The organism is Saccharopolyspora sp. 7B (assembly GCF_020177435.1).
Classification (GTDB): Bacteria; Actinomycetota; Actinomycetes; order Mycobacteriales; family Pseudonocardiaceae; genus Saccharopolyspora_C; species Saccharopolyspora_C gregorii.
Map to the genome: position 1 here is coordinate 1 of NZ_JAIUKC010000127.1, position 20,284 is coordinate 20,284.

The 20,284-nt window shown below is 72.7% G+C and carries 14 protein-coding genes and 1 pseudogene; 3 read left to right on the top strand and 12 right to left on the bottom strand.

Annotation, left to right across the window (positions count from 1 at the left end):
- Positions 1-115: 115 nt before the first annotated feature.
- The 6 genes from LCD33_RS19880 to LCD33_RS19900 form a co-directional block, all read right to left on the bottom strand.
- Positions 116-1,480, bottom strand: coding sequence for an NtaA/DmoA family FMN-dependent monooxygenase (locus LCD33_RS19880; protein ID WP_224957751.1), 1,365 nt, complete (start codon positions 1,478-1,480; stop codon positions 116-118).
- Complete coding sequence (locus LCD33_RS19885) at positions 1,477-2,709, bottom strand: LLM class flavin-dependent oxidoreductase (RefSeq protein ID WP_224966727.1); 1,233 nt, start codon at positions 2,707-2,709, stop codon at positions 1,477-1,479. The genes LCD33_RS19880 and LCD33_RS19885 overlap by 4 nt, the downstream gene beginning before the upstream one ends.
- A gap of 55 nt (positions 2,710-2,764) precedes the next feature.
- A complete protein-coding gene (locus tag LCD33_RS29635) occupies positions 2,765-2,854 on the bottom strand; it encodes a putative leader peptide (protein WP_344928209.1) in 90 nt (29 codons plus the stop codon).
- Positions 2,855-3,009: 155 nt separating this feature from the next.
- Entirely contained in the window at positions 3,010-4,122 is a 1,113-nt protein-coding gene (locus LCD33_RS19890) for an LLM class flavin-dependent oxidoreductase (RefSeq protein ID WP_224957753.1), read from the bottom strand.
- Positions 4,119-4,958 carry a hydroxyethylthiazole kinase gene (gene thiM / locus LCD33_RS19895; protein ID WP_224957754.1) on the bottom strand — a complete coding sequence of 280 codons (840 nt, stop codon included), beginning with the start codon at positions 4,956-4,958 and terminating at the stop codon, positions 4,119-4,121. Before thiM ends, LCD33_RS19890 begins: the two co-directional genes overlap by 4 nt.
- A gap of 86 nt (positions 4,959-5,044) precedes the next feature.
- The gene (locus tag LCD33_RS19900; RefSeq protein WP_224978139.1) at positions 5,045-5,938 is read right to left on the bottom strand and encodes a rhodanese-like domain-containing protein; all 894 of its coding nucleotides are present in this window, start codon (positions 5,936-5,938) and stop codon (positions 5,045-5,047) included.
- 98 nt (positions 5,939-6,036) lie between these two features.
- On the opposite strand from LCD33_RS19900, the gene LCD33_RS19905 reads away from it, so the two are divergent.
- Entirely contained in the window at positions 6,037-6,708 is a 672-nt protein-coding gene (locus LCD33_RS19905) for a GntR family transcriptional regulator (protein ID WP_224957758.1), read from the top strand.
- Positions 6,709-6,780: 72 nt separating this feature from the next.
- On the opposite strand, the gene LCD33_RS19910 is transcribed toward LCD33_RS19905, so the two are convergent.
- Positions 6,781-8,397 (bottom strand): APC family permease, encoded by a 1,617-nt coding sequence (locus tag LCD33_RS19910; RefSeq protein WP_224966724.1) that lies wholly within the window; start codon positions 8,395-8,397, stop codon positions 6,781-6,783.
- 290 nt (positions 8,398-8,687) lie between these two features.
- Complete coding sequence (locus LCD33_RS19915; protein WP_224966723.1) at positions 8,688-9,452, bottom strand: class II glutamine amidotransferase; 765 nt, start codon at positions 9,450-9,452, stop codon at positions 8,688-8,690.
- A gap of 548 nt (positions 9,453-10,000) precedes the next feature.
- On the opposite strand from LCD33_RS19915, the gene LCD33_RS19920 reads away from it, so the two are divergent.
- A complete protein-coding gene (locus tag LCD33_RS19920) occupies positions 10,001-11,233 on the top strand; it encodes a sodium:proton exchanger (protein WP_224966722.1) in 1,233 nt (410 codons plus the stop codon).
- Positions 11,234-11,494: 261 nt separating this feature from the next.
- Here LCD33_RS19920 and LCD33_RS19925 read toward each other — a convergent pair whose 3' ends face one another.
- Together LCD33_RS19925 and LCD33_RS19930 are read right to left on the bottom strand one after the other, a co-directional pair.
- Positions 11,495-13,726, bottom strand: a complete 2,232-nt coding sequence (locus LCD33_RS19925; protein WP_224957766.1) for a germacradienol/geosmin synthase — start codon at positions 13,724-13,726, stop codon at positions 11,495-11,497.
- 235 nt (positions 13,727-13,961) lie between these two features.
- Complete coding sequence (locus LCD33_RS19930) at positions 13,962-14,228, bottom strand: acyl carrier protein (protein ID WP_224957767.1); 267 nt, start codon at positions 14,226-14,228, stop codon at positions 13,962-13,964.
- Positions 14,229-14,904: 676 nt separating this feature from the next.
- Between LCD33_RS19930 and LCD33_RS19935 the strand changes: the two genes are divergently transcribed.
- A complete protein-coding gene (locus LCD33_RS19935; RefSeq protein ID WP_224957769.1) occupies positions 14,905-16,278 on the top strand; it encodes a class I SAM-dependent methyltransferase in 1,374 nt (457 codons plus the stop codon).
- A 30-nt stretch (positions 16,279-16,308) separates the two neighbouring features.
- Here the strand turns inward: LCD33_RS19935 and LCD33_RS19940 are convergent, their stop codons facing one another.
- Both LCD33_RS19940 and LCD33_RS19945 read right to left on the bottom strand, forming a co-directional pair.
- Entirely contained in the window at positions 16,309-20,046 is a 3,738-nt protein-coding gene (locus LCD33_RS19940; protein ID WP_224957771.1) for an AAA domain-containing protein, read from the bottom strand.
- Positions 20,043-20,284, bottom strand: a pseudogene (locus tag LCD33_RS19945) (hypothetical protein); the annotation flags it as partial. The gene LCD33_RS19940 and the pseudogene LCD33_RS19945, both read right to left, overlap by 4 nt.

Below are 20,284 nucleotides of genomic sequence, written 5' to 3' on the forward strand. Positions count from 1 at the left end.
CGCGCCGCGGCCCCCGGGGGGGGGGGGGGCGGGCGCCGCGCCCCCCCCCCGCGCCCCCCCCCCCCCCCCCGCCCCGCCCCCCCCCCCCCCGGGGGGGGGGGGGCCCCTCGGCCGGTCAGCCCGCGGCGCGGGGTTCGCCGAAGCGGGACGCCGGTGCCAACCCGAGGTTGTCCCGCAACGTCGTGCCGGTGTACTCGGTGCGGAACACCCCGCGGTCCTGCAGCAGCGGGACGACCCGGTCCACCACCTCGTCGAGGCCGGACGGGCTGACGTGCGATCCGAGGATGAACCCGTCCACGGCCTCCTCCCGCACGTAGCGGTCGATCTCGGCGGCCACCGAGGCCGGGGTGCCGACGAAGACGTTGCGGTCGAACACCTTCGTCACCACCTGGCGCAGCGTGAGGCCTTCCCGGCGGCCCAGTTCCCGCCAGGCTTCGGCGGTGGCGTGCGCGTCCTGGGTCAGCGGCGCTCGACCCTTGATCCATTTGGGGGCGTCCGGCGTGGGTTCCAGGTCCGGCACCGGGCCGTCCGGGTCCACATCGGACAGATCCCGGTTCCACACCATCTCGGCCAGCACGATCGACGTGAACGGATCCACCTGGCGGCTGCGGATGTCGGCGTGCCGGTCGCGGGCGTCGGCCTCGGTGTCGCCGAGGATGATCGCCGCCGACGGCAGGATCTTCACCTCGTCCGGGTCCCGGCCCGCCTTGCGCACCCGCGCCTTCACGTCGGTGTAGAACGCGCGCGCCTCGTCGAACCGCTGGTACCGGGAGAAGATCGCGTCCGAGTTCGCCGCCGCGAAATCCCGCCCCGCCGGGGACTCCCCGGCCTGCAGCACCACCGGGTGTCCCTGCGGGGAACGCGGCGTGGAGAACCGCCCGGCGATGTCGAACTGCTCGCCGCGGAACGAGAAGTCGCCGACGTGCTCGTCGCGCAGGAACCGGCCGCTGTCCTGGTCGGCCACCACCGCGTCCGAGCCCCACGAGTCCCACAACCGCCGCGTCGCCGCCAGCGTCTCGCCGGCCCGCTCGTAGCGCTGCGAGGGGTGCAGGAACCCGCCGCGCCGGAAGTTCTCCCCGGTGGGCGCGTCGGAGCTGGTCACCACGTTCCACGCCGCCCGCCCGCCGGAGAGCAGGTCGAGGGTGGCGAACTTGCGGGCCAGCTCGTACGGCTCGTTGAACGTCGAGTTGATCGTCCCGGCCAGCCCCACGTGCTCGGTGATCGCCGCCAGCGAGGCCAGCACGGTGAACGTGTCCGGCCGCCCCACCACGTCCTGGTCGAAGATCGCCTCGCCGCGAGTGCGCAGCCGCAGTCCCTCGGCCAGGAACAGCAGGTCCAGCTTGCCGCGCTCGGCGGTGCGCGCCCAGTGCTCGAAGGACGCGAAGTCGATGTGGCTGCCCGAGGCCGGGTCGCTCCACACGGTGTCGTGGTTGACGCCGGGGAAGTAGGCGCCGAGGATCACCTGCTTGGCCGCGCTCATCGGGCCACCTCCGGGGTGCTCGCGTACCTGCTGGCCGGTCGGGCCAAGCCGAAGCGCTCGCGCAGGCTGACCGAGTCGTACTCGCCGCGGAACACCCCGCGCCGCTGGAGTTCGGGCACCAGCTCGTCGGCCAGCGCGTCCAGGTCGGTGGGCAGCACCGCGGGCCGCAGCCGGAACCCGTCGAGCTCCGGCGACGCCGCCCGCCACTCCAGCAGCACGTCGGCCAGCTCGCCGGGGGAGCCGGTGACGATCGCCGCGTCGGAGCGCAGCGGGGCACCGGCGAGCCCGTCGAGCCGCCCCACCCGTTCCCGGGCGGCGGCGGGGTCCGCGTCCACCGCGACCACCAGCTCGGCGAGGACGCGCAGCGGGGCGCCGGTGCGGCCCACGGCCTGCTCGGCGGCCCGCACCTCGGCGACGATCCGCGGCACGTCGCTCGCCCGCTGCGGCGTCACGAGGACCACGTCCGCCGAGCGCGCCGCCAGCTCGTAGGCGGTCCGGCCGTGCGCCAGCACCACCACCAGCGGCTGGCCCTGCGGCGGGCGCGGCACGATCCCCGGCCCGCGCACCGAGAAGAACCGGCCGGTGAAGTCGACGTGGTGCAGCTTGTCCCGGTCCAGGAACCGGCCGGTGGCGGCGTCGCGGATCTCGGTGCCGTCCTCCCAGCTGTCCCACAACCGGCGGACCACTTCGACGGCGTCCCCGGCCTCCTCGAACAGGTCGGCCACCGCGGCGTCGACCTCCGGGGTGCCGAGGGCGTCGCGGCGGATCTCCGGCAGGGCGCGGCGACCGAAGTGGGCGGCCTCGTCGGAGCGCACCGAGGTCTGCACCCGCCACCCGGCGCGGCCGAGGCTGTCGTGGTCGAGCGTGGCGAGCGCCGAGGCGAGGTGGAACGGCTCGGTGTGCGTCGTGGTGATCGTCGGAACCAGGCCGATGCGGCTGGTCAGCGGTGCCACGAACGCCGCGATCAGCTCCGCGTCGAGCCGCCCGCGCACCCGGTCGGTGCGGCGGTCGGTGGTGCTGAGGTGGTCGTCGGACTGCAGGCCCAGCGCGTCTTCGATCGTGGCGAAGTCGAACAGGCCCCGTTCGGCGGCCCGGACCAGCGCGGTCCAGTAGCCGGGGGTGAACAGCGCTTGCGGCGTGGCCTGCGGGTCGCGCCACGCGGTGGGATGCCACCCGGCGCCGTCGAGCGCGACGGCCAGGTGCAGCGGGTGCTCGGGATGTGCGGACATGCGGGGACGGACCTCCTGCGGAGGGAACGGCGCGGACGGGACGCGAGCGGCGTGTTCAGCGACAGGCCGCGCTGGCGACGCGCAGCAGGTCCACGTGCCGTCGGCGGGCGCCCCGGAAGCCGGGGCCGCGCACGGTGTCCCGCATCGGTTCCTCCCTCGCCGGGCGGTGGCGAGCCGGGCGGAGCCGGGATTCTCGCTGACCGCACCGAGAACTCTACGTTCGCCGCGCCCCGTCGCGCCAAGATCGCACCGGGGTGGCCACGATGCGGGACACCGCAGGTGGTGGGTCCCGCTGCGGCGTCAGAGTTCGGCGAACCGCGGCACCAGGTGCTCGGCGACGACCTCCGCCTCCGCGGCCAGCGGCCACCCTGCGAGGATCAGGTCGGTGAGCCCGGTGCGTTCCCGCACGTCCGAGACGACCCCCGCGATCCGGTCCGGGGTCCCGACGAAGTACACCGCCGACGAACCGGTCGCGAAGATGTCCAGCGGCGACCAGGCGGTGATGCCCGCGTACAACCCGTCCCCGATGACCAGGTCCGCCGGTTCCGGGATCCGCCCCGCCAGCAGCGAATCCACCCAGCCCTGCCGCTGCGCGTCGCGGGCGGTGAACGTGGCGAGGTCCTGCCTGCCGTGGGTGCGCCTGCGCACGGCCCCGTCCAGCACCTCGGTGATCCGCTCGACGCCGGTCTCCTCGAACAGGGAGCGGAACCGCTCCAGCGCCTCCGCCCCGGTGCGGCGGGTGATGACGCCGGCCAGCGCCCCGAATCCGGTCAGGTCGCGGCGCTGCGCGGCGGCGGAGGCGCGGGCCGCGTCGAACTTCTCCCGCAGGAAACCGGGATCGCGCATCATCGTCAGGTACGTGTCGAGCACGTGCCCCGAGTTCTCCAGCCCCGCGGCCGAATCACCCGCGCCCCAGATCGGCACCCCGTCCGGCCGGGTGGGTTCCAGGCGCAGCGGCGTGTTCGGGAAGTTCGAGTCGGCACCTTCGGCGTAGAGCTCCCGGAACCGCTTCCAGTAGTCCCGGCCGAGCTCGTAGCGTTCGTCGTGCTCGGTGTCCATGTCGTAGCGGGCGAGGATGTTGTCCCGCCCGTTCACCGCGTTGATCAGCAACCGGCCACCGCTGAACGCGTCGAAGGCGAGCGCCTTCTCGGCCAGCAGCCGCGCCGGGATCATCCGGGCGTAGACGGCGACGAGGAACTTCATCCGCCGGGTCTGCGCGGCGGCGAAACCGGCCGAGACGAACGGGTCGTTCGGCCAGGTCGCCACCAGCGCCCCGTGGAACCCGCCGCGGTCGATGGTGCGAGCCAGTTCCGCGTAGCGGTCCGCGTCGAACGGGTGCAGCCCGCCCGGGCTCCACGGGTACCGCCCGTCGGCGGGGGTGAGGTACCACAGCGTCCGGATGCCCACGGTCATCGCCGCCCGGTCGGCGCGAGGTCGATGCGCGCACCGGCGCGCAGGTCCGCGGGTTCCACCGCGGCGAGCGCGTCGAGGAACGCGGGCACGAACGTGCCCGGTCCGCCGCTGCGCGGTTCGGCGCGTTCGGCGGCGACCGCGAAGTGCGCGTGCGCGGCGACCAGCGCGGTGAGCGGGTCGGGGGCCACGGCGAGGTAGGCGGCGCTGAGAGCGCCGAGGGAGCATCCGGTGGCGGTGACCTTCGGCAGCAGCGCGCTGCCGCCGTGCACCCGGACGGTGGTGATCTCGCCGGTCGCGGTGCGCCCGGTGATGTGGTCGACGGGCCCGGAGGCCGACACCACGTCGGTGCTCGCCAGCAGCGCACGCGCGGCGGGCACCGACTCGGCCGCGTCGGAGGCGCTGTCCACCCCGCGCCCGGAAGCGGCCGTCCCGGCCAGCGCGGTGATCTCGGAGGCGTTGCCGCGGATCGCGGTCGGGTGGTGGGCCAGCAGGCCGCCCGCGAGCTCGGTGCGCCACGGGAGCCCGCCGACGCCCACCGGGTCCAGCACCCACGGGTGTCCGGCGGCGCGCGCGGACTCGGCGGCGGCGGTGAACGCGGCGGCCTGCTCGTCGTGCGGGGTGCCCAGGTTGATCAGGACCGCGTCGGCGACCCGGGCGAACCCGCCCGCCTCGTGCGGGTTGTCGATGACGGCGTTGGTGGCGCCCGCGGCGAGCAGCACGTTGGTGAGCAGGTTCGCCGACACCAGGTTCGTCAGCGACTGCACCAGCGGGGTGCGTTCGCGCAGCAGCGCCAAGGTGTCGGCGGCCGCGGTGGCGTCCGGGAAGGGGTGGGTCATGGGTTCGGTCCTCGTCGAGGTGGTGGCTGGGTGCGGGGCGGTGGCCGGGTGCGGGCGGTGGCCCGGACATCGCCGCGCGGGCGCGCTCACGTGCCGGACCTCGTCACCGGCAGCGACGGGTCGGCCGTCCACTCCTCCAGCGACCCGTCGTAGACCCGCACCGAGTCGTACCCGCCGAGGGTCAACGCCAGCGCGCTCAGGCACGCGGAGACGCCGCCGCCGCAGTACACGACGATCGGCTCGGCGGCGCCGGCGAGCGCGGGACCCAGTCGTTCGGCCAGCCGCGCGGGGGCGGCGACGGTGCCGTCGGCGTCGAGGAACCCGGCCGCGGGCAGGTTCCGGCTGTTCGGGATGTGCCCGCGACGGCGGTAGCGGGTGGGGACGGTGCCCGCGAAGTGCTCGGGGGACAGTGCGCAGAGCAACGTGCCCGGCCGCGCGCCGGTGCTGATGGCCAGCACCTCGTCCCGGTCGGCCCACGCTTCCGGTACCGGCTCCGCGGGGGGTTCCGCGGGGGCGGCCGCGTGCTCGCGCACCAGCTCGCCCCGCTCGACGGGCGCGCCGGGAAGCCGCAGCCAGGCCGGCAGTCCGCCGTCGAGGACCCGGGCGCGCACCCCGGCGCCGCGCAGCATCCACCAGGCGCGGGCCGCCCACTGCATCCGCCCGTCGTCGTGCAGCACCACCGACGTGCCGGGGCCGACGCCGCACCGCGCGAGTTCCGCCCGGACCTCCGCCGGGCTCGTCCGTCCGAAGTGGAATCCGGCGGCCGGGTCGGCGAACCGGGTGCGCAGGTCGAGGTGCGCGGAACCCGGGATGCGAGCCCATTCCCAGCCCGCCCGGCCGGACTCGGCGCGGTAGTCGCCGTCGTGGCGCGGGCTCGCCATCGCGACGGTCACGTCGGCGACGAACAGCTCATCGGGGCGCGCGGCGAGCTCCGCGGCGAGCTGCTGCGCCCCGACCAGCACTTCCCCGCGGTCCGGCACGAGATCCCTCTTTCCGTCGACGTACGTATACGCGAGCATACACACGGGTGGCATAGGCTGAGCGGGATCGGATGGACGTGCGGGACGAAGGAAGTCGAATGGCCGCGAGCGCGAACCGGAAGAAGCCGGACGGGACCGAGGAGGGTTTCGACCAGGCGGCGCGGCAGTACTGGCGGCTCCGGCAGGACGTGCTCGACGGCGCGTTCCCCGCCGGTGCGGTGCTGATGGAGACCGCGCTCAGCGCGGAGTACGGCGCCTCCCGCACCCCGATCCGCGAAGCGCTCGCGCTGCTCGAACACGACGGCCTGCTGGAACGCGCGGTACGCGGCTACCGAGTTCGGGCCGGGCGCCCGGAAGACGTGGTGGAGATCTACGAAGCGCGGCTCGCCCTCGAATCCGAGGCCGCCGCCACCGCCGCGCTGCGCCACACCGACCTGGACATCGCCCGCTTGGAACACCACCACCGGCAGTGCTGCGGCTCCGCCGCGGACGACGAGGTGCGCGCCGGGAACTTCCGGTTCCACGAGGCGTTGTGGGAGGCCGGGCACAACGCCACCATCACCGGGCTGCTGGTCAAGCTCACCGCCCAGCTGCGGATCTACGACAGCGGGCCGCCGCGCGCCTACGGCGACTTCGACACGCTCAACACCGAGCACGAGCGGATCCTGCGCGCGCTGCGCGACCGGTCTCCGGACGACGCCCGCGCCGCGATGCGGGCGCACCTGCAGCGCAGCCTGGAGCAGCGCATCCGCCTCACCCTGGAGGGCTGAACGCGGAACGGCCCGCGGTGCGTGGTGCGCCGCGGGCCGTTCCGGTGCGCGGCGGTGTCCCGCCGCGGCCGATCAGTCGGTGGTCTCCTGCTCGTCGGTGTCGACGGCGGAGTTCGCCAGGTGCCGCTCACCGGAGCGCGCGCCCCAGAAGTAGATCAGCAGCGCGACGACGGCGACCAGCGCGCTGTCCAGCGGTGCCGGGATCAGCTCGGTACCGCCGAAACCGCCCAGCGCCGAGATCGCGAACAGCACCACCAGGTACGTGACCAGCCACGCGCTCTGCCGCAGCTGCGCGAAGAACACCCCGCGGTACTTGGTGATCAGCGCGAACAGCGGCACCGCGAGCACCGCCAGCGGCAGCACCACGCTCAGCTTCTCCCACTGCGACCAGTAGATGATCTCGGCGGAGACCACGAAGCTCAGCGGCGTGATCCAGCGCATCCCCGGCACCCAGCCGGACACCGCGTCCGGGCGGGCCCGGCGGAACGCGGCCGCCGACACCGCGGCCACCGAGTAGTTCAGCAGGAACAGGTTGCCCGCCACGCCGATGATGTCCTGCCAGCCGTCGAACGGGGCGAGCAGGATCAGCGCCAGCGTGAAGTTGACCAGCAGCGCCGCGCGCGGCACCCCGGACCCGGCGTGCACCTCGGTGACCCGCTTCGGCAGCACGCCGTTGCGCGCCATCGCGTAGGTGACGCGGCTGTTGCCCGCGATGCCCACCAGCAGCGCCCCGCCGGGGGAGATCACGGCATCGGCGTAGAGCAGCGCGGCCAGCCAGCCCAGGTTCAGCAGCAGCGCGAGCTCGCCGAACGGGGAGCTGAAGTCGATGCCGTGCCAGCCGCCGGCGAGCGCGCTCTCCGGCACCGCGTACAGGAACGCCACCTGCAGGCCCAGGTACAGCAGCACCGCCAGGCCGATCGCGGTGAGCACCGCGCGCGGGATGTCCCGGCGCGGGTCGCGGGCCTCGGCGGCCAGGTCGATCGTCGGTGCGAAACCGTTGATGGTGTAGATGATCCCGGCCGTGGCGACCGCGCTCAGCGCCGCCGTCCAGCCGTACGGCGCGAACCCGCCGCCCGCGGCGACCGGATCGCCGCCCTGGGAGAACCCGGAGGCCAGCAGCGCGGCCAGCGTGATCACCGGAACGCCGAACTTGATGGCGGTGAGCACGAAGTTGACCCGCGCGAACAACCGGACGCCGAACCAGTTCAGCAGCATCACCAGCGCCAGCAGCCCGGCGGAGAGCACCAGACCGGGGGCGGTCAGCGCGCCGTCCTCGTAGAGCCACGGCAGGTAGTGGCTGGCGTACTGGGTGATCGCGGAGGCTTCGGCTGCGGTGGCGCTGCTGGTGGCCAGCAGCACCGACCAGCCGACGATCCCGGCGGTCAGCGGCCCGTTGGACAGGAACGGCCACCGCACGATGCCGCCCGCCACCGGCCGGCTCGCGCCGAGTTCGATGAGCACCAGCGCGATGAGGGTGAAGGCCGCGCCGCCGACCAGCCAGGACAGCAGCGAGGCGGGACCGGCCGCCTGGGCGGCGTACTGGGCGCCGAACAACCAGCCGGAGCCCATGATGCCGCTGAACCCGATCGCGGTCAGGCTCCAGAAGCCGAGTTCCTTGCGCAGGCGGGGAGTGTTCGCCGAACCGTCCGATGTGGACGTGGTGTCGGCGGGTGGTGCTGGGCTGTTCATGGTGTTTCTCGGCTTCCCGGGGGTCAGCGGTGGACGCGCGCGGGCACCCGGAGGGCGGGGCGCGTCACGGGGAATCGGTCCGCGGCGGCGATGCCCGCGGGCGAGCACTTCCTGATCGAGTGCGTGATCGTTTGTACCCGAGCGGGCGGAGAGCCGCAAAAACCGCTCGGCGCCCCGAAATCGGCGCGCGGAACGCGCTGGCCGCGGTGGTCCAGCGCGTACCACATCGTGGGAAGGGATGATCCGGGCGCGGGAGGCCCGGCGTCCGGAACCCGGGCGAACCGGGCGGATCAGGCCGCGGTGGCGGCCGGGGCCGCGGGGTGGATCGTCACCCGCAGGTCGCTCCGGTGGATCTCCAGGACCTGGCGGTAGGGCAGCAACGACCACTCCGCTTCCGCGGTCGGCAGCCCACTGGAGCCGACCACGACCCGGTCCGCGGTCGCGTGGTAGCGCAGCCGGAAGAAGTCCGGGCCGCGGCGCTTGCTCACCTCCGACCGCGGGTCCTCCTCGGAGTACGCGTACAGCGCTTCCTCGGTCAGCAGCAGGCAGTTCAGGCTCGCGAATTCGGTGGCACGAGCCCGGATCCGCGCGGCCGCCAGCGAGATCGCCGTCGCCGGGTCGTGCTCGCGCAGCAGCGCGCGCAGCAGCAGGAAGTAGCGCTCCGAATCGGTGTTGCCCGCCGCGGTGGCCAGCAGCTCCGCCGGGATCACCGCGTCCAGCGCGTCCCTCGGGGCGAAGAAACCGTTGTGCGCGAAGGCGATTCCCGGCCCGACGAACGGGTGCGTGTTCTGCGGCGCCACCGGGGAGCCCGAGCTGGCGAGCCGGATGTGCAGCAGTCCCGAATCCAGTTCGGTGCGCGTCGCCGCCGCGAACCGGGCCGAGTCGTGGGCGGCCGCGACGTCGCGCACCACCGCCGCCTCGTCGCCCGCCCAGGACGCGATTCCCCAGCCGTCCGCGTGTTCCCGCGACAAGGCCAGGAATTCAGGGATTTCCTCCGCCAGCAGGTCGCCGAGCGCCGCGGGCTCGCGGGCGACGACACCGAGCAAACGGCACATGGCTACTCCCTGGGGGCGGAACGGGCGGGGGTGGGCGTCGGGAAATCCCTCACCGGGAATCCCGTCTCCTGGGAGTGAAACTACGCCATTCGCCGATCACCGGTCGCCGTGCGGTGCGCCGCACGGCCCGGCGTGAGCGTGGTCACGCCACCGACCGCGCATCGGAGGCGCCCAGGCGTGGCCGCCCGGCGCTCCCGGTGGGGTGCCACCCGCCTGCCGCCGCTGGGCACGCCCGGTCCTGCGGTGCGCCGCGCGGCGGGTTTCGGCGCACCGACGGCGCGAATCCGGTGCGGGGCGGTGGAAATCTCGCCGCGGGGGCGTTCCGATCATCGGTTGTGGCGACATCGCCGCAGGTGACAGCCTCGTGTTCGTTCCGAAGGGGAGTAGCCCGCAAGCCCGCCGTCGACATGCTGAGAACCCCGCGTTCTCCGGCGGCGGCGCCCGGTCCAGGCCGGGTGGGCGAGACCTTCGGCCAGCCGTCGCACCGCTTGGCCGAGACCCCCTGGACGTCACGGCGAGGCGCCACCGCCCAGGAAGGAACCCTCCCCGTGTTCGTCAAGCTGCTGCGCCCGATCGGGCTGTGCGTCGCGCTCACCGCGCCCGCGCTCGTCGTGCGCGCCACCGGAGCGGCTCCGGCGCCGCTGCTCGGGCTGCTGCTGTTCGGCATGGCCGTCGTCGCCGCCTCGTTCGTGCTCGCCTGGGCCGCCGAGGCCGCGCAGGTCGACATCTCCGGTGGCCTGGCGATCGCGATCCTCGCCGTGATCGCCGTGCTTCCCGAGTACGCCGTCGACCTGTATTTCGCCTACACCGCCGGGTCGAACCCCGAGTACGTCGCCTACGCGGCCGCGAACATGACCGGCTCGAACCGGTTGCTGCTCGGTCTCGGCTGGTCCTCGGTGGTGCTGATCGGGCTCGCCGTCGCGAAGAGGCGGACCGGCGCCACGGTGCGCGAGCTGACCCTGGACTCGCCGTACCGGGTGGAACTCGGGTTCCTGGCCATCGCCTCGGTCGTCGCGTTCGTCGTGCCCGCCACCGGGCAGATCTCGCTGCTGCTGGGCTTCGCGCTGCTCGGGTTCTTCGCGTTCTACCTGTGGAAGGTCTCCCGCGCGGAAGCCGAGGAGCCGGACCTGGTCGGCCCGGCCGCCACTATCGGGCGGCTGCCGAAGCGGCCGCGCCGCACGCTGGTGGTGCTGCTGTTCGTCTTCGCCGCCGCGGTCATCCTCGCCTGCGCGGAACCGTTCGCGCACAACCTGATCGCCGCGGGCACGGAGCTCGGCATCGACCGGTTCCTGCTGGTGCAGTGGCTGGCGCCGCTGGCCTCGGAGGCGCCGGAGTTCATCGTGGCGATCCTGTTCGCGGTCCGCGGCAAGGGCGACGACGCGATCGGCACCCTCATCTCCAGCAAGGTGAACCAGTGGACGCTGCTCGTCGGCAGCCTCCCGTTGGCCTACCTCGCCGGTGGCGGGGGAACGGCGCTGCACCTGGACGCCCGGCAGGTCGAGGAGTTCCTGCTCACCGCCACCCAGACGCTGCTGGGCGTGGCCGCGCTGCTGGCGCTGCGGTTCCCCCGCTGGGCCGCGTGGACGCTGCTGGGACTGTTCGCCGCCCAGTTCGCGCTGCCCGGTCAGACGGCGCGCTACGTGTTGTGCGCGGTGTACGCGGTGCTCGCCATCGCCGCGCTGATCCGCAACCGGCACCACGTCCTGCCGACCCTCGCGGCCCCGTTCCGGCGCAGCACAGATGACGAGGAAACCCCGCAGCCCATCACCACCGCCACCTGACGGACGGAGCGGCCCGCCCGCCCCCGAGGCCGAACGGGCGGCTCCGAACCGCAGTCGTCGAAACCAGGCCGCAGGTCCTGCAGTGTCTTGTCAGCGGCGCAGCCGCTGAGCAGCGACCACCAGAGCAAGGTGACCAGCCGCGGGTTCTCAGCGGTTCCCTCGCGAGGACAGCGTTTTCTCCTGTGGCGGAGCCACCGGTGAAAACGATCCCGCAGCGAGGAAACCGCTGAGGTTCCGCCACCCGAGTCCTACGAAACGGGATCAACTCACCCCGGCACGCAGAGTCTCCGCGATGCGGGCCGCCGAGGTGCCGATCCCGGTCGGACCGCCCAGCACCGCGGTCGCCACGACCGGCGCCGCGGCGGGCTGCCTGCGCAGCGCCGACTCCTGGTAGCGGTAGCAGCCGTCGTGCCACACCAGGATTCCGGACAGCCAGTTCCGCAGCTCCTCCACGTAGCCGAGCAGCACTTCGCGGGCCGCGTCGTCCAGGTCGAACTGCTCGAACAGCGCGGGCAGCTCCTCGGCCACGACGTGCTGGAACTGGCTCATCCGCGCGTTCATCAGGTCGACCACGACCCGCACCGCGCGGTCCTTGTCGCAGTCCAGGAAGTTCTGCACCACCAGGATGCAGTTGTGCAGCTCGCCCTCGTACTCGATCTCCTTCTGGTACGAGAACACATCGTTGAGCAGGCACGCGTAGTCCGCCGCCGCGTTCTCGATGGACCGCAGCGTCCGCGTCCGGTAGATCTCCGGCGGCACCACGTTCCCGTGCGAGAGCCGGCACAGGCTCATCGTCAGGTCCGAGCCGAACGTGCGGCGCCGCATCTCGATGTAGTCCACCGGGTCGGGGATCCGGTTCTGCAGCTGGTTGCCCAGCTCCCACAGCCAGCTGTCGATCATCACCACGATGGTGCGGCGGAACGTGCGGCGCGCGTCGGTGCTCATCGGCGCGGTGGTGCGCCGCCACAGGTCGAGCAGCGACACCTCCAGCGCGTTCGCCGGTTCCGGCACCGGCTCGTCCTCGACCGGCATGAACAGCGGCAGCCGCTCGGTGCACGCCTTCGCCGAGGCGTAGTCGCCGGTCCGGCCGAACACCACCGGGTAGAAGTCGTCGCCGTAGGTGCCCCACGCCAGCCAGTCGGTGCTGAGCTCCAGCTGCTCGGCGCTGGCGTCCGGGTGGATGCCGGAGGCGCACAGGGCCAGGTCGAAGTCCCGGATCAGCTGCTCGGTCCACACCGAACCCTCCAGCAGGCCCATCCGGTGCGCCCACTCCACGGTGTGCTCGCGGGCGTGGTCCAGGTGCGGGCTGGACTTCGCGGTGAACGGCATGTCCATCGCCTGGCGGGGGACCGGGCCCACCGGCTGGTACGGCTGGTGCCGGAATGACCGGGCGCGCTGCGGTGCGGTGCGCAGCAGCGAGGTGGCGATGTGCGCGGCGGAGGTGCCGAGCCCCGTCGGCCCGGACAGCCCGTTCGCCGGGATCGGGTCGTCGCGGGTCTCGCCGTTCATGTAGCGGCTGGAGCGCAGGTGCCACTCGTGCCCGCCGGACTGCCAGTCCTGCAGGCCCTTCACGTAGGCGAACACCCCGGCGCGCGCGGCCGGATCGACCTGGTGCTCCTCGAACAGGGCGGGCACCTCGGTGAGCGCGGTGTGCTCGAACTGGTGCAGCCGCGAGGTCAGCAGGTCGTTCACCGCATCGGCGGCGTCCTGGGTGGAGCAGTCGAGGAACCGCTCGAACACGAGCACCCCGTTGGACAGCTCGCCCTCGTCGAGCACTTCCCGCTCGTAGGAGAACAGGTCGTTGCGCAGGTGCACCGCGTCGGAGAACGTGTCGCGCAGCACCTCCATCGGCCGGGTCGCGGCGATCTCCGCGGGCACCTCGGCGTTCACCGCGTGCTCCACCAGGTTCGCCGACCAGGGGGCGCCGCCGACCTTGCGCCGCATCTCGACGTACTCGATGGGGTTGGACAGCCGGCCGCGGTTGATGTTGTGCAGTTCCCACAGCGATTCGTCGAGCAGGTTGCGGGTGCTCTCCACGAACCGGCGCCGCCAATCCGCCGACCGGGCGGGCACGGTCCGGTTCCACAGGTCGGCCAGGCCGCCCTCGACCGGGTTGCGCGGGGTCTCGGTGATGGGACCTTCGATCGGCATGAACAGCGCGAGCCGGTCCAGGTGCTCCTGGGCGGCGGCCATGTCGTGGGTGCGTTTGTAGAGCTCCAGGAAGTGGTCGTCGAAGTAGAAGACCCACACGTACCAGTCGGTCACCAGGTCCAGCTCGGGTCCGGGCGCGTCGGGGTGGGTGTAGGCGCACAGCAGCGCGTAGTCGTGCGCGTCGAAGTCCTGCTCGTCCCAGATCGGGATGCCCTGCTGCGGGACGTCGATCATGTCCTGCTGGTAGGCCCATTCCTTGGTGTGGCGGCGGGCGCGCTCCAGGTGCGGGTTCAGCCTCGCCGGGTGAGCCACGTAGAACTCGGGCAGCTGGAACGGTTGCACGTGCGCACCTGTCCTTACTCCGCCGGGGCGGCGGTGGTCGGCTGGGGCCGTCGGATGCGCCGTCCGGCCCAGGGGAGTGGTCCCGGTGGAGCAGGCAACCAGGTTTCGATCAGCGGGCCAAGATCGCGCCGGTAGGTGCACTCGATCGAGAGGGAACGCCTCACCCGCCCGGCCCAAGGAACCGGCCCGGGATTCGTCGCGCACCGTCAGGTGCTTGGTCTGATCGGGTGGCGGTTCAGCGGTCGGCCTCCGGCGCGGGACCGGTCGGTGGTGCGGTGCACCTGGCCAGCCGGGCGGCGAGCTCGGCGAGGGTGTGGTCGTAGACCTCCCACAGGTCGAGGTGGACGTGGTGCCTGCTGCGCAGCTGCAGCTCCAGCTCGGCGATCTCGATCGGGTCGAGTTCGAGGTGGTCGCGGATCCGGTCCTCCGGGTGGCGGGCGGACGGGGCGAAGCAGAGGTCGCTCAGGATCGCCTGGGCGCGGGCCAGGTCTTCGCCGCTCATCGGGTCACCGGAGCCGCGGCCGTGCACAGCGGGATGCGCATCGTCTTCTCCTGGATCTCCGCGGGTGCGGGGGAGTGCGGGGGCGCCCGCGCGCCGTCGCGCCGGGGGCGGGAATGCGTTGCGGCGCGGGAAAAGCCGCGCGGCCGGACCGCGGTTCAGGTCCGTGGATCGGGACGACCGGCGCGCGCCGGCGATCGACCGCCGGAAGGCGCGGCCGAGCATGGCAGCGCCCTCCTGCGCCGGGCAAGGAAGATCCGCGACGGCTACCCGTTGGAGGGAGGTGCACCGCGCTCGCGGGGCGGCGTCGCCCACCCCGATCGACCGTCGGTGATCGCGAACAAGCCGGTGATCACTCGACGCGGGGACGCAGGAAAACGCTTTCGGTGGTCGTCACCGCAGGTCCCGCTCGTCCATGATGGATCGATCCCGACCCATCCCCTCCGCCGGGGCCGTCCCCGGCCGAGGAGGTCCGGGCCCCGCGGTCGATCGAGCGGATCTCCGCCGACCGCGAGCCGGCGCAACGACGCGCCCGCTGCCGGAACAACCGCGATCCCACCCCGGGACCGGGGTCACTGATCGCTCCTCGAACGCGCCGGCGCCGCGCCCCGGACTCCCTCCGGTCCGGCCGCTCCGGCGTCGGTGGGAGCAGCGGTGGAACAGCGAAGGAGTCGAGTCGATGCGTGCTCAAGAGCAACCGGAACTCCAGCGGATCCCCGGCCGAGGCGGTGTGGAACCCGGGCAGGGCTGGGGCGGCCTGCGGGCCGCGCTGGCGCACCCGGACCGGGACACGGCCGATGCGGCCTTCACCCGGCTCGCCCGCCAGCTGCTCGACCCGGCCGCCGTCGGGCCCGCCGACCTGATCGGGCCGATGGAGGTCCTCACCGGACCGCCGCACCCCAACCGGCCGCGGGTGGCGCTGCTGCTGGGGTTGCTCGCCGGGGAGGACGCGACCCGCTCCTACCTGCCCGGTCAGATCAGGGACGTGTTCACCGAACGTCTCGCCGCACCGCTGCGGCTGCTGGAACGCCCGGACACCGAGCAGTGCCTGCGCACCGCGGTCCTCTACCTGCTGGCGCACTTCCCGGCGCACCGGGACCGGATCCTGCCGGTGGTGGCGCGCGTCGCCGACGAGCACGAACTGGCGCGCGTCCGGCGCTGCCTGACCGTGCCGGACCTCGACGATCCCGCCTGCGCCGCCGGGATCGGGCGCGCGTGGCCGTCCCCGGAGTTCTGGGCGCGGCTCTCGCCGAGCCCCGGTCCCGCGCGGACCGGGACGGAACTCGCGGACCTGTGGGACGCGGAGACCGCGGCGCTGCTCGCGTACCAGGGCGCCCGCGCGGAACACCAGGTGCAGCAGGAGATCGGCTGGCCGGAGCTGCCCGATCCCCCCGAGTTCACCGGCACCGTCCGGCCCGGCGCGTACCGGCGCCTGCTGGAGCACGACTCGACGGCGGGACGCCACGCCGAACTGCTGCGCCCCGCATCCGCCACGGTGCCCGGCGCCAACTGGGGCGGGACCGTGTCGGTCCGCGACGAGGACGCCTACCTGCGGCGCAACCTGCGTCCCGCGCCGGGCCCGGTGCTCGACGTGGCGTGCGGCGCGGGCCGCTGGACCCGGGTCCTGGCCGAACAGGTCGGCCCGGAACGCGTCCTCGGCCTGGACTCGGCGGCGGCGGTGCTGGAGGTCGCCCGGTTCGCGGTCCCCGGCGTGCTGTTCACCGAGGGGGACGCGCGCGCGTTGCCGTTCCCCGACGGGTTCCTCGGCGCCGCGAACTGCTCCGACGCGCTGCACGTGCTGCCGGAACCGCGCCGGGTGATCGCCGAGGTCTCCCGCTGCCTGCACCCGGCGGGGACGTTCACCGCCACCACCTACCGGCGCGGCGCCCGCTCGTTCCAACGCCACTTCCAGCGCTGCCACGAACGGGTATTCGGCCTGCGCTCCTTCGAACCGGAAGAACTGGCGGTGGCCTTCGACGAAGCGGGCCTGGACGTGGTCGACTCCAGCGGCCCGGGCACCTTCCTCTTCCTCACCACCAGAAAACGAGCGTGATGGCTAGCTCCGGCAGGGCCGAGGCCGGACTCACCGCTCGGGTGGCGTTCCGGCCTCGGCGATGCCGAATCCGGCGAGCGCGGTCCCGGCGTCGTACAGCGTCCACTCGGGCAGGCGGACGGCGTCGGGCTCGGCATCGACCGGGTCGAGCAATGAACAGCGGCGGATCATCCGGTGCAGGTGGTGCCCGGCATCGGAGTCCGCCGTGCCACCGCTGTCGATCAGCACCGGGTGCTCCCGTCCGTCGTCGCGCCGCACGATGGCGTCGACCGCGTAGCCGTTCACCCTGCCGCCCAGCTCGATCCGCACGTCCGGGGCATCGGAGATCAGTTCGTACAGGCGCTGGGCGGTGTCCGTGGGCGATCCGTCCCGTCCGGTGCGGGCGGCATCGGTGAGCTCGGCGGCGCGGACCAGATCGCCACCGATTCCTCGCCCCCGCCAGAATTCCCTGCCGCCGACGACGATGAGGTGCGAGCGAGCTCGCGTGATCGCGACGTTCCACAGGTTCAGCTGCCGGTTCACCCAGTTGACCGCGCCACGGCGCATTTCCGGAGCGGCGACCAGGGACAGGACGATGACGTCGCGCTCGCCGCCTTGGAAGGTGTGCACCGTTCCGACGCGGACGCGTTCCTCGGCGCGCAGTTCGTCGGCGAGCAGGTCCTTCTGGGCTTTGAACGGCGTGGCCACGCCTATCGTGGCGTGCGCCGGGAGCCTTTCGAGGAGGTAGGCGACGCAGTTGCGCACCGTGGCGACTTCGGCGCGGTTGACCCACGAATCGCCCGAGCGAGGACGTTCCGACCGGCCAGGTGCATCCGCCCAATTCACTGCAGCTCGACCTGCGTCGGGACGTCCCCTGACATCGGTGAGCACGGTGAGTGCGCCGCCGTAGAAGAGTTCGTTGGACACCGCCGCGATGTCGGGGTGGCACCGGTAGTGCTCGTCCAGGAGGAGACTGCCGCTGTTGGCGCGCTCGGCCGCGTGGAACGCGGAGTGGCGCTGGTAGGCGAGCCGCCGCTGTTCGAGGAAGCCCGCGGTGACGCCGGTGCGGCGCCGGATGAGCGCTTCGCGTCTCGCTTCGATGGTGGTGATGTGTTCGAGCTGCATGACGTCACCGATGATCAGCGCGCGCTTCGCCCGGAACAGCAGCGGCAGGACCTGCGGGATGGAGCACTGGCTGGCCTCATCGATGATCACGAGGTCGAACATGCCCGGGCGAGGGGGGAATCGCCGGATGGACAGGCTCGTCGTCGCCCAGGCCCGAACGTGCCGGAGCGCGGTCAGCCGAGCCGACCAGGTGCGCGATTTCGTCGACAGATCTTGGACCGTGGCCCGGAGATCCGCTTTCCCCGCGTTGACCGCGGTGTCTGCGGCGACCTGCCAGACTCGTCGGGAAGCGGCTCGCAGTGCGGTTTCCGCCGCTTCCGCCGACGCGGCGAGCGATTCGTCGGAGGGCATGCCGAGCACTGCATCGCGGTGGCGGGACCACATGGTCTGAGCCGCGGCGAAGCCGGCGACATCGAGGCACGCCTTCGCCGGCTCCGAATCGACCTGGACGTCGAGCGCCCGCAGCAGACGAGCGCGTCGCCAGGCTCCGAAGAGTCGTGCGGCAGCGACCTTGCGGGCCCTGGCCTCCCACCGCGCCGATCGGGAACCGAGTCGCGCAGCGAGTCCCGCGATCGTGTGGCCGAGGGATCGCGCGTGCCGGCTCCGCTCGCGCCCCGCGGTGAGCATCCGCGCCTCCAGTCGCGCCTTGCGCGCGAGTTCTCGCTGCACGCCTGCACGGTCGTCGACCGACCGGCGGTGCTCCGCGAGAGCGGTGGCGAGGTTCCACTCCGGCCGCTGGTGTTTCGTCAGCCGCTGCAGCGCGTCGATCTCGTGCTGCAGGTAATCCTGCTCGCCGGTGCTCGACCCGGTGCGGACCACGCTGTCCGGCAGCAGCTCGTCGCAGCGCCGCCAGATCTCGTTCACGGCTTCGTTGTTGGTGGACACGACCAGCACGGACTGCTGGTGGGCGACCGCGGTCGCGACCGCGTTCGCGACGAGCTGGCTCTTGCCGGTGCCGGGCGGTCCGGTGGCCACGGTGAGCCGGTGCGAACTCGCCGACCGCAGCACAGCGAGCTGCGCCTCGTTCGCCGCGAGCGGCGTGACCGGATGTCCGGACGCCGTGGTGGGTTCCGCGCGACGCTCGGGCAGCAGCGCGGCCAGTGCGGTGTCCCGGATCCGGTCGGCGTGCGCGGCGATGTGGTCGAGGTCTTTGACCAGGCTGTTGCCGCCGTCATCGGAGCGGGAGACGCGGATGAGCACCGCTGCGTTGCGGGCTCCGTCGCCGGGCGACTTCGCGTCGATGGACTCCTCGAGGAAAGCCGGTTTGAGCTCCTGCACGCAATCCAAGCCGAACTCCGTCGCCAGGAGGTTGCGGGCATCGGTGGCCATCCGGTCCTGCTGGCCGGCGTGCCAGGTCGGTTGGTACGTCGCGATCAGCTCGGCCGCCTCCGTCTCGCCGAGCTGATCAACCGCCAAGCCAGGATGCGGGGTCACCGGTCCGTACGGGCGGAGCCGAGGCCGCTCACCGTCGCCTCCGCCGACGAGTTCGACCCGGCGCATCAGCAACGGCGCGAATCTGGGCGAATCCCAGACAGGCCGTTGCCGCGCGCGGTGGAGCATGACGGCCGGGTATCCGGCCCACAGCTCGTCGTTCGGCCCGGCCGCCGCGAGGAAGGGGCCCGCCGATTCGGGGACCTCGGTGGTGCCGTCCTCGTCCAGGTCGCCGGACAAGATGCGTTCAGATCCGGGCAGGCACGCGTAATCGCGGCCGTGTTCGGACACCGCCAGGTACGGCGTCTCCACCTTGTCATCCAGCACGCAGGACCGGTAGTAGTCGATCAACTCCTGCCAGCCGGGATCTCCCTTCGCCGTTCTCCCGACGGGATGAGCGGTGCCCGTCGGCGATTCCGCCGCTGCGGCTTGGCGTGCCGGTTTGAGCACGGGGGGTTCGCCCACGGGGGAGGAAGCGATGACGATCCGGTCGGTGACCCCGAACGAGGACTTCGTGGGGACCTGGCCGCGCTTCCCGCGGAGTCGTTCGCTGACGTGCTCGAATAACTCGTCGACCGATACGGTCCCGGAACCATCCTTGGCGACCTTGCCGGTGCGCAGGGCTTCCACCACCGCGCCGGTGAAGACCGAGGGTGCAGGGCCATCCGGCGTGTCCTCACCGGAGAACGACTCCTCCGCGGCTCCCGAGGAGCTGAGCACGTAGACGCCGCGGCTGTTCAGCGGTGCGTCCTGCCCGGATTTCGCCGCGCCTCGCGCCGGGTCGGCGGTGCGGAATCCGAGTGCGAATCCGCCGCTGCGGCAGGAGTCCAGCATCGCGACCTTGTGCGCCGCCCAGCACCGCTCCAATTCCCCGTTGACGAATCCGGCGGGCACCCCCGTGGTGGCGAGCCGGTCGTGCAGCGTGTCGGACGCGATGAAGTGGAATTCACCGGTGGTCTCCAGCGCCCGCACCCCGTGCCCGGAGAAGTAGAGGAAGGCGAGTTCGTCCTGCTCGCGTTCGTCGAGGAATTCGGCGATCTCGACGCGCATGTCGTCGGCGGTGCGATCGCTCGCGATCCGCACGGAGGCGAATCCGCCGATGCTGCGGTGTTCGAGCACCTGCTTGAGCTGCCAGACGTCCGCGCGGGTCGATGGCAGGGCCTCGAAGTGCCCGTCCTGGTAGTTCTCGGTGTGGATGAGGAGCGCGTGTCGGCGCAGCGTTCGGCCCGTCACCCCTCGTCTCCGAACGTGCGGAGGAATTCGCGCACGAGCTCTTGTTGAGCGGCACCCGGTTTGCCGGTGATCTCAAGCGTGGCGTCGCCCTTGGTGATGCGGACGACGCGACGGCGTTCTCGGCGGCACCACTCGGTGATCGCCGCGATGAGCACGGGTGCTGCCTGCTTCGAGGCGACGAGCGCGGTCACCGCCAGGACGAGATCGGTGAACGCGCCACCCTTGCTGCCGGGGGAGC

What these genes read in the sequence shown, in the direction of transcription:
- LCD33_RS19880 (WP_224957751.1), bottom strand. Translation starts at nt 1,480, where the DNA reads ATGAGCGCGGCCAAGCAGGTGATCCTCGGCGCCTACTTCCCCGGCGTC.
- LCD33_RS19885 (WP_224966727.1), bottom strand. Translation starts at nt 2,709, where the DNA reads ATGTCCGCACATCCCGAGCACCCGCTGCACCTGGCCGTCGCGCTCGAC.
- LCD33_RS29635 (WP_344928209.1), bottom strand. Translation starts at nt 2,854, where the DNA reads ATGCGGGACACCGTGCGCGGCCCCGGCTTCCGGGGCGCCCGCCGACGG.
- LCD33_RS19890 (WP_224957753.1), bottom strand. Translation starts at nt 4,122, where the DNA reads ATGACCGTGGGCATCCGGACGCTGTGGTACCTCACCCCCGCCGACGGG.
- thiM (WP_224957754.1), bottom strand. Translation starts at nt 4,958, where the DNA reads ATGACCCACCCCTTCCCGGACGCCACCGCGGCCGCCGACACCTTGGCG.
- LCD33_RS19905 (WP_224957758.1), top strand. Translation starts at nt 6,037, where the DNA reads ATGGCCGCGAGCGCGAACCGGAAGAAGCCGGACGGGACCGAGGAGGGT.
- LCD33_RS19910 (WP_224966724.1), bottom strand. Translation starts at nt 8,397, where the DNA reads ATGAACAGCCCAGCACCACCCGCCGACACCACGTCCACATCGGACGGT.
- LCD33_RS19915 (WP_224966723.1), bottom strand. Translation starts at nt 9,452, where the DNA reads ATGTGCCGTTTGCTCGGTGTCGTCGCCCGCGAGCCCGCGGCGCTCGGC.
- LCD33_RS19930 (WP_224957767.1), bottom strand. Translation starts at nt 14,228, where the DNA reads ATGAGCGGCGAAGACCTGGCCCGCGCCCAGGCGATCCTGAGCGACCTC.
- LCD33_RS19935 (WP_224957769.1), top strand. Translation starts at nt 14,905, where the DNA reads ATGCGTGCTCAAGAGCAACCGGAACTCCAGCGGATCCCCGGCCGAGGC.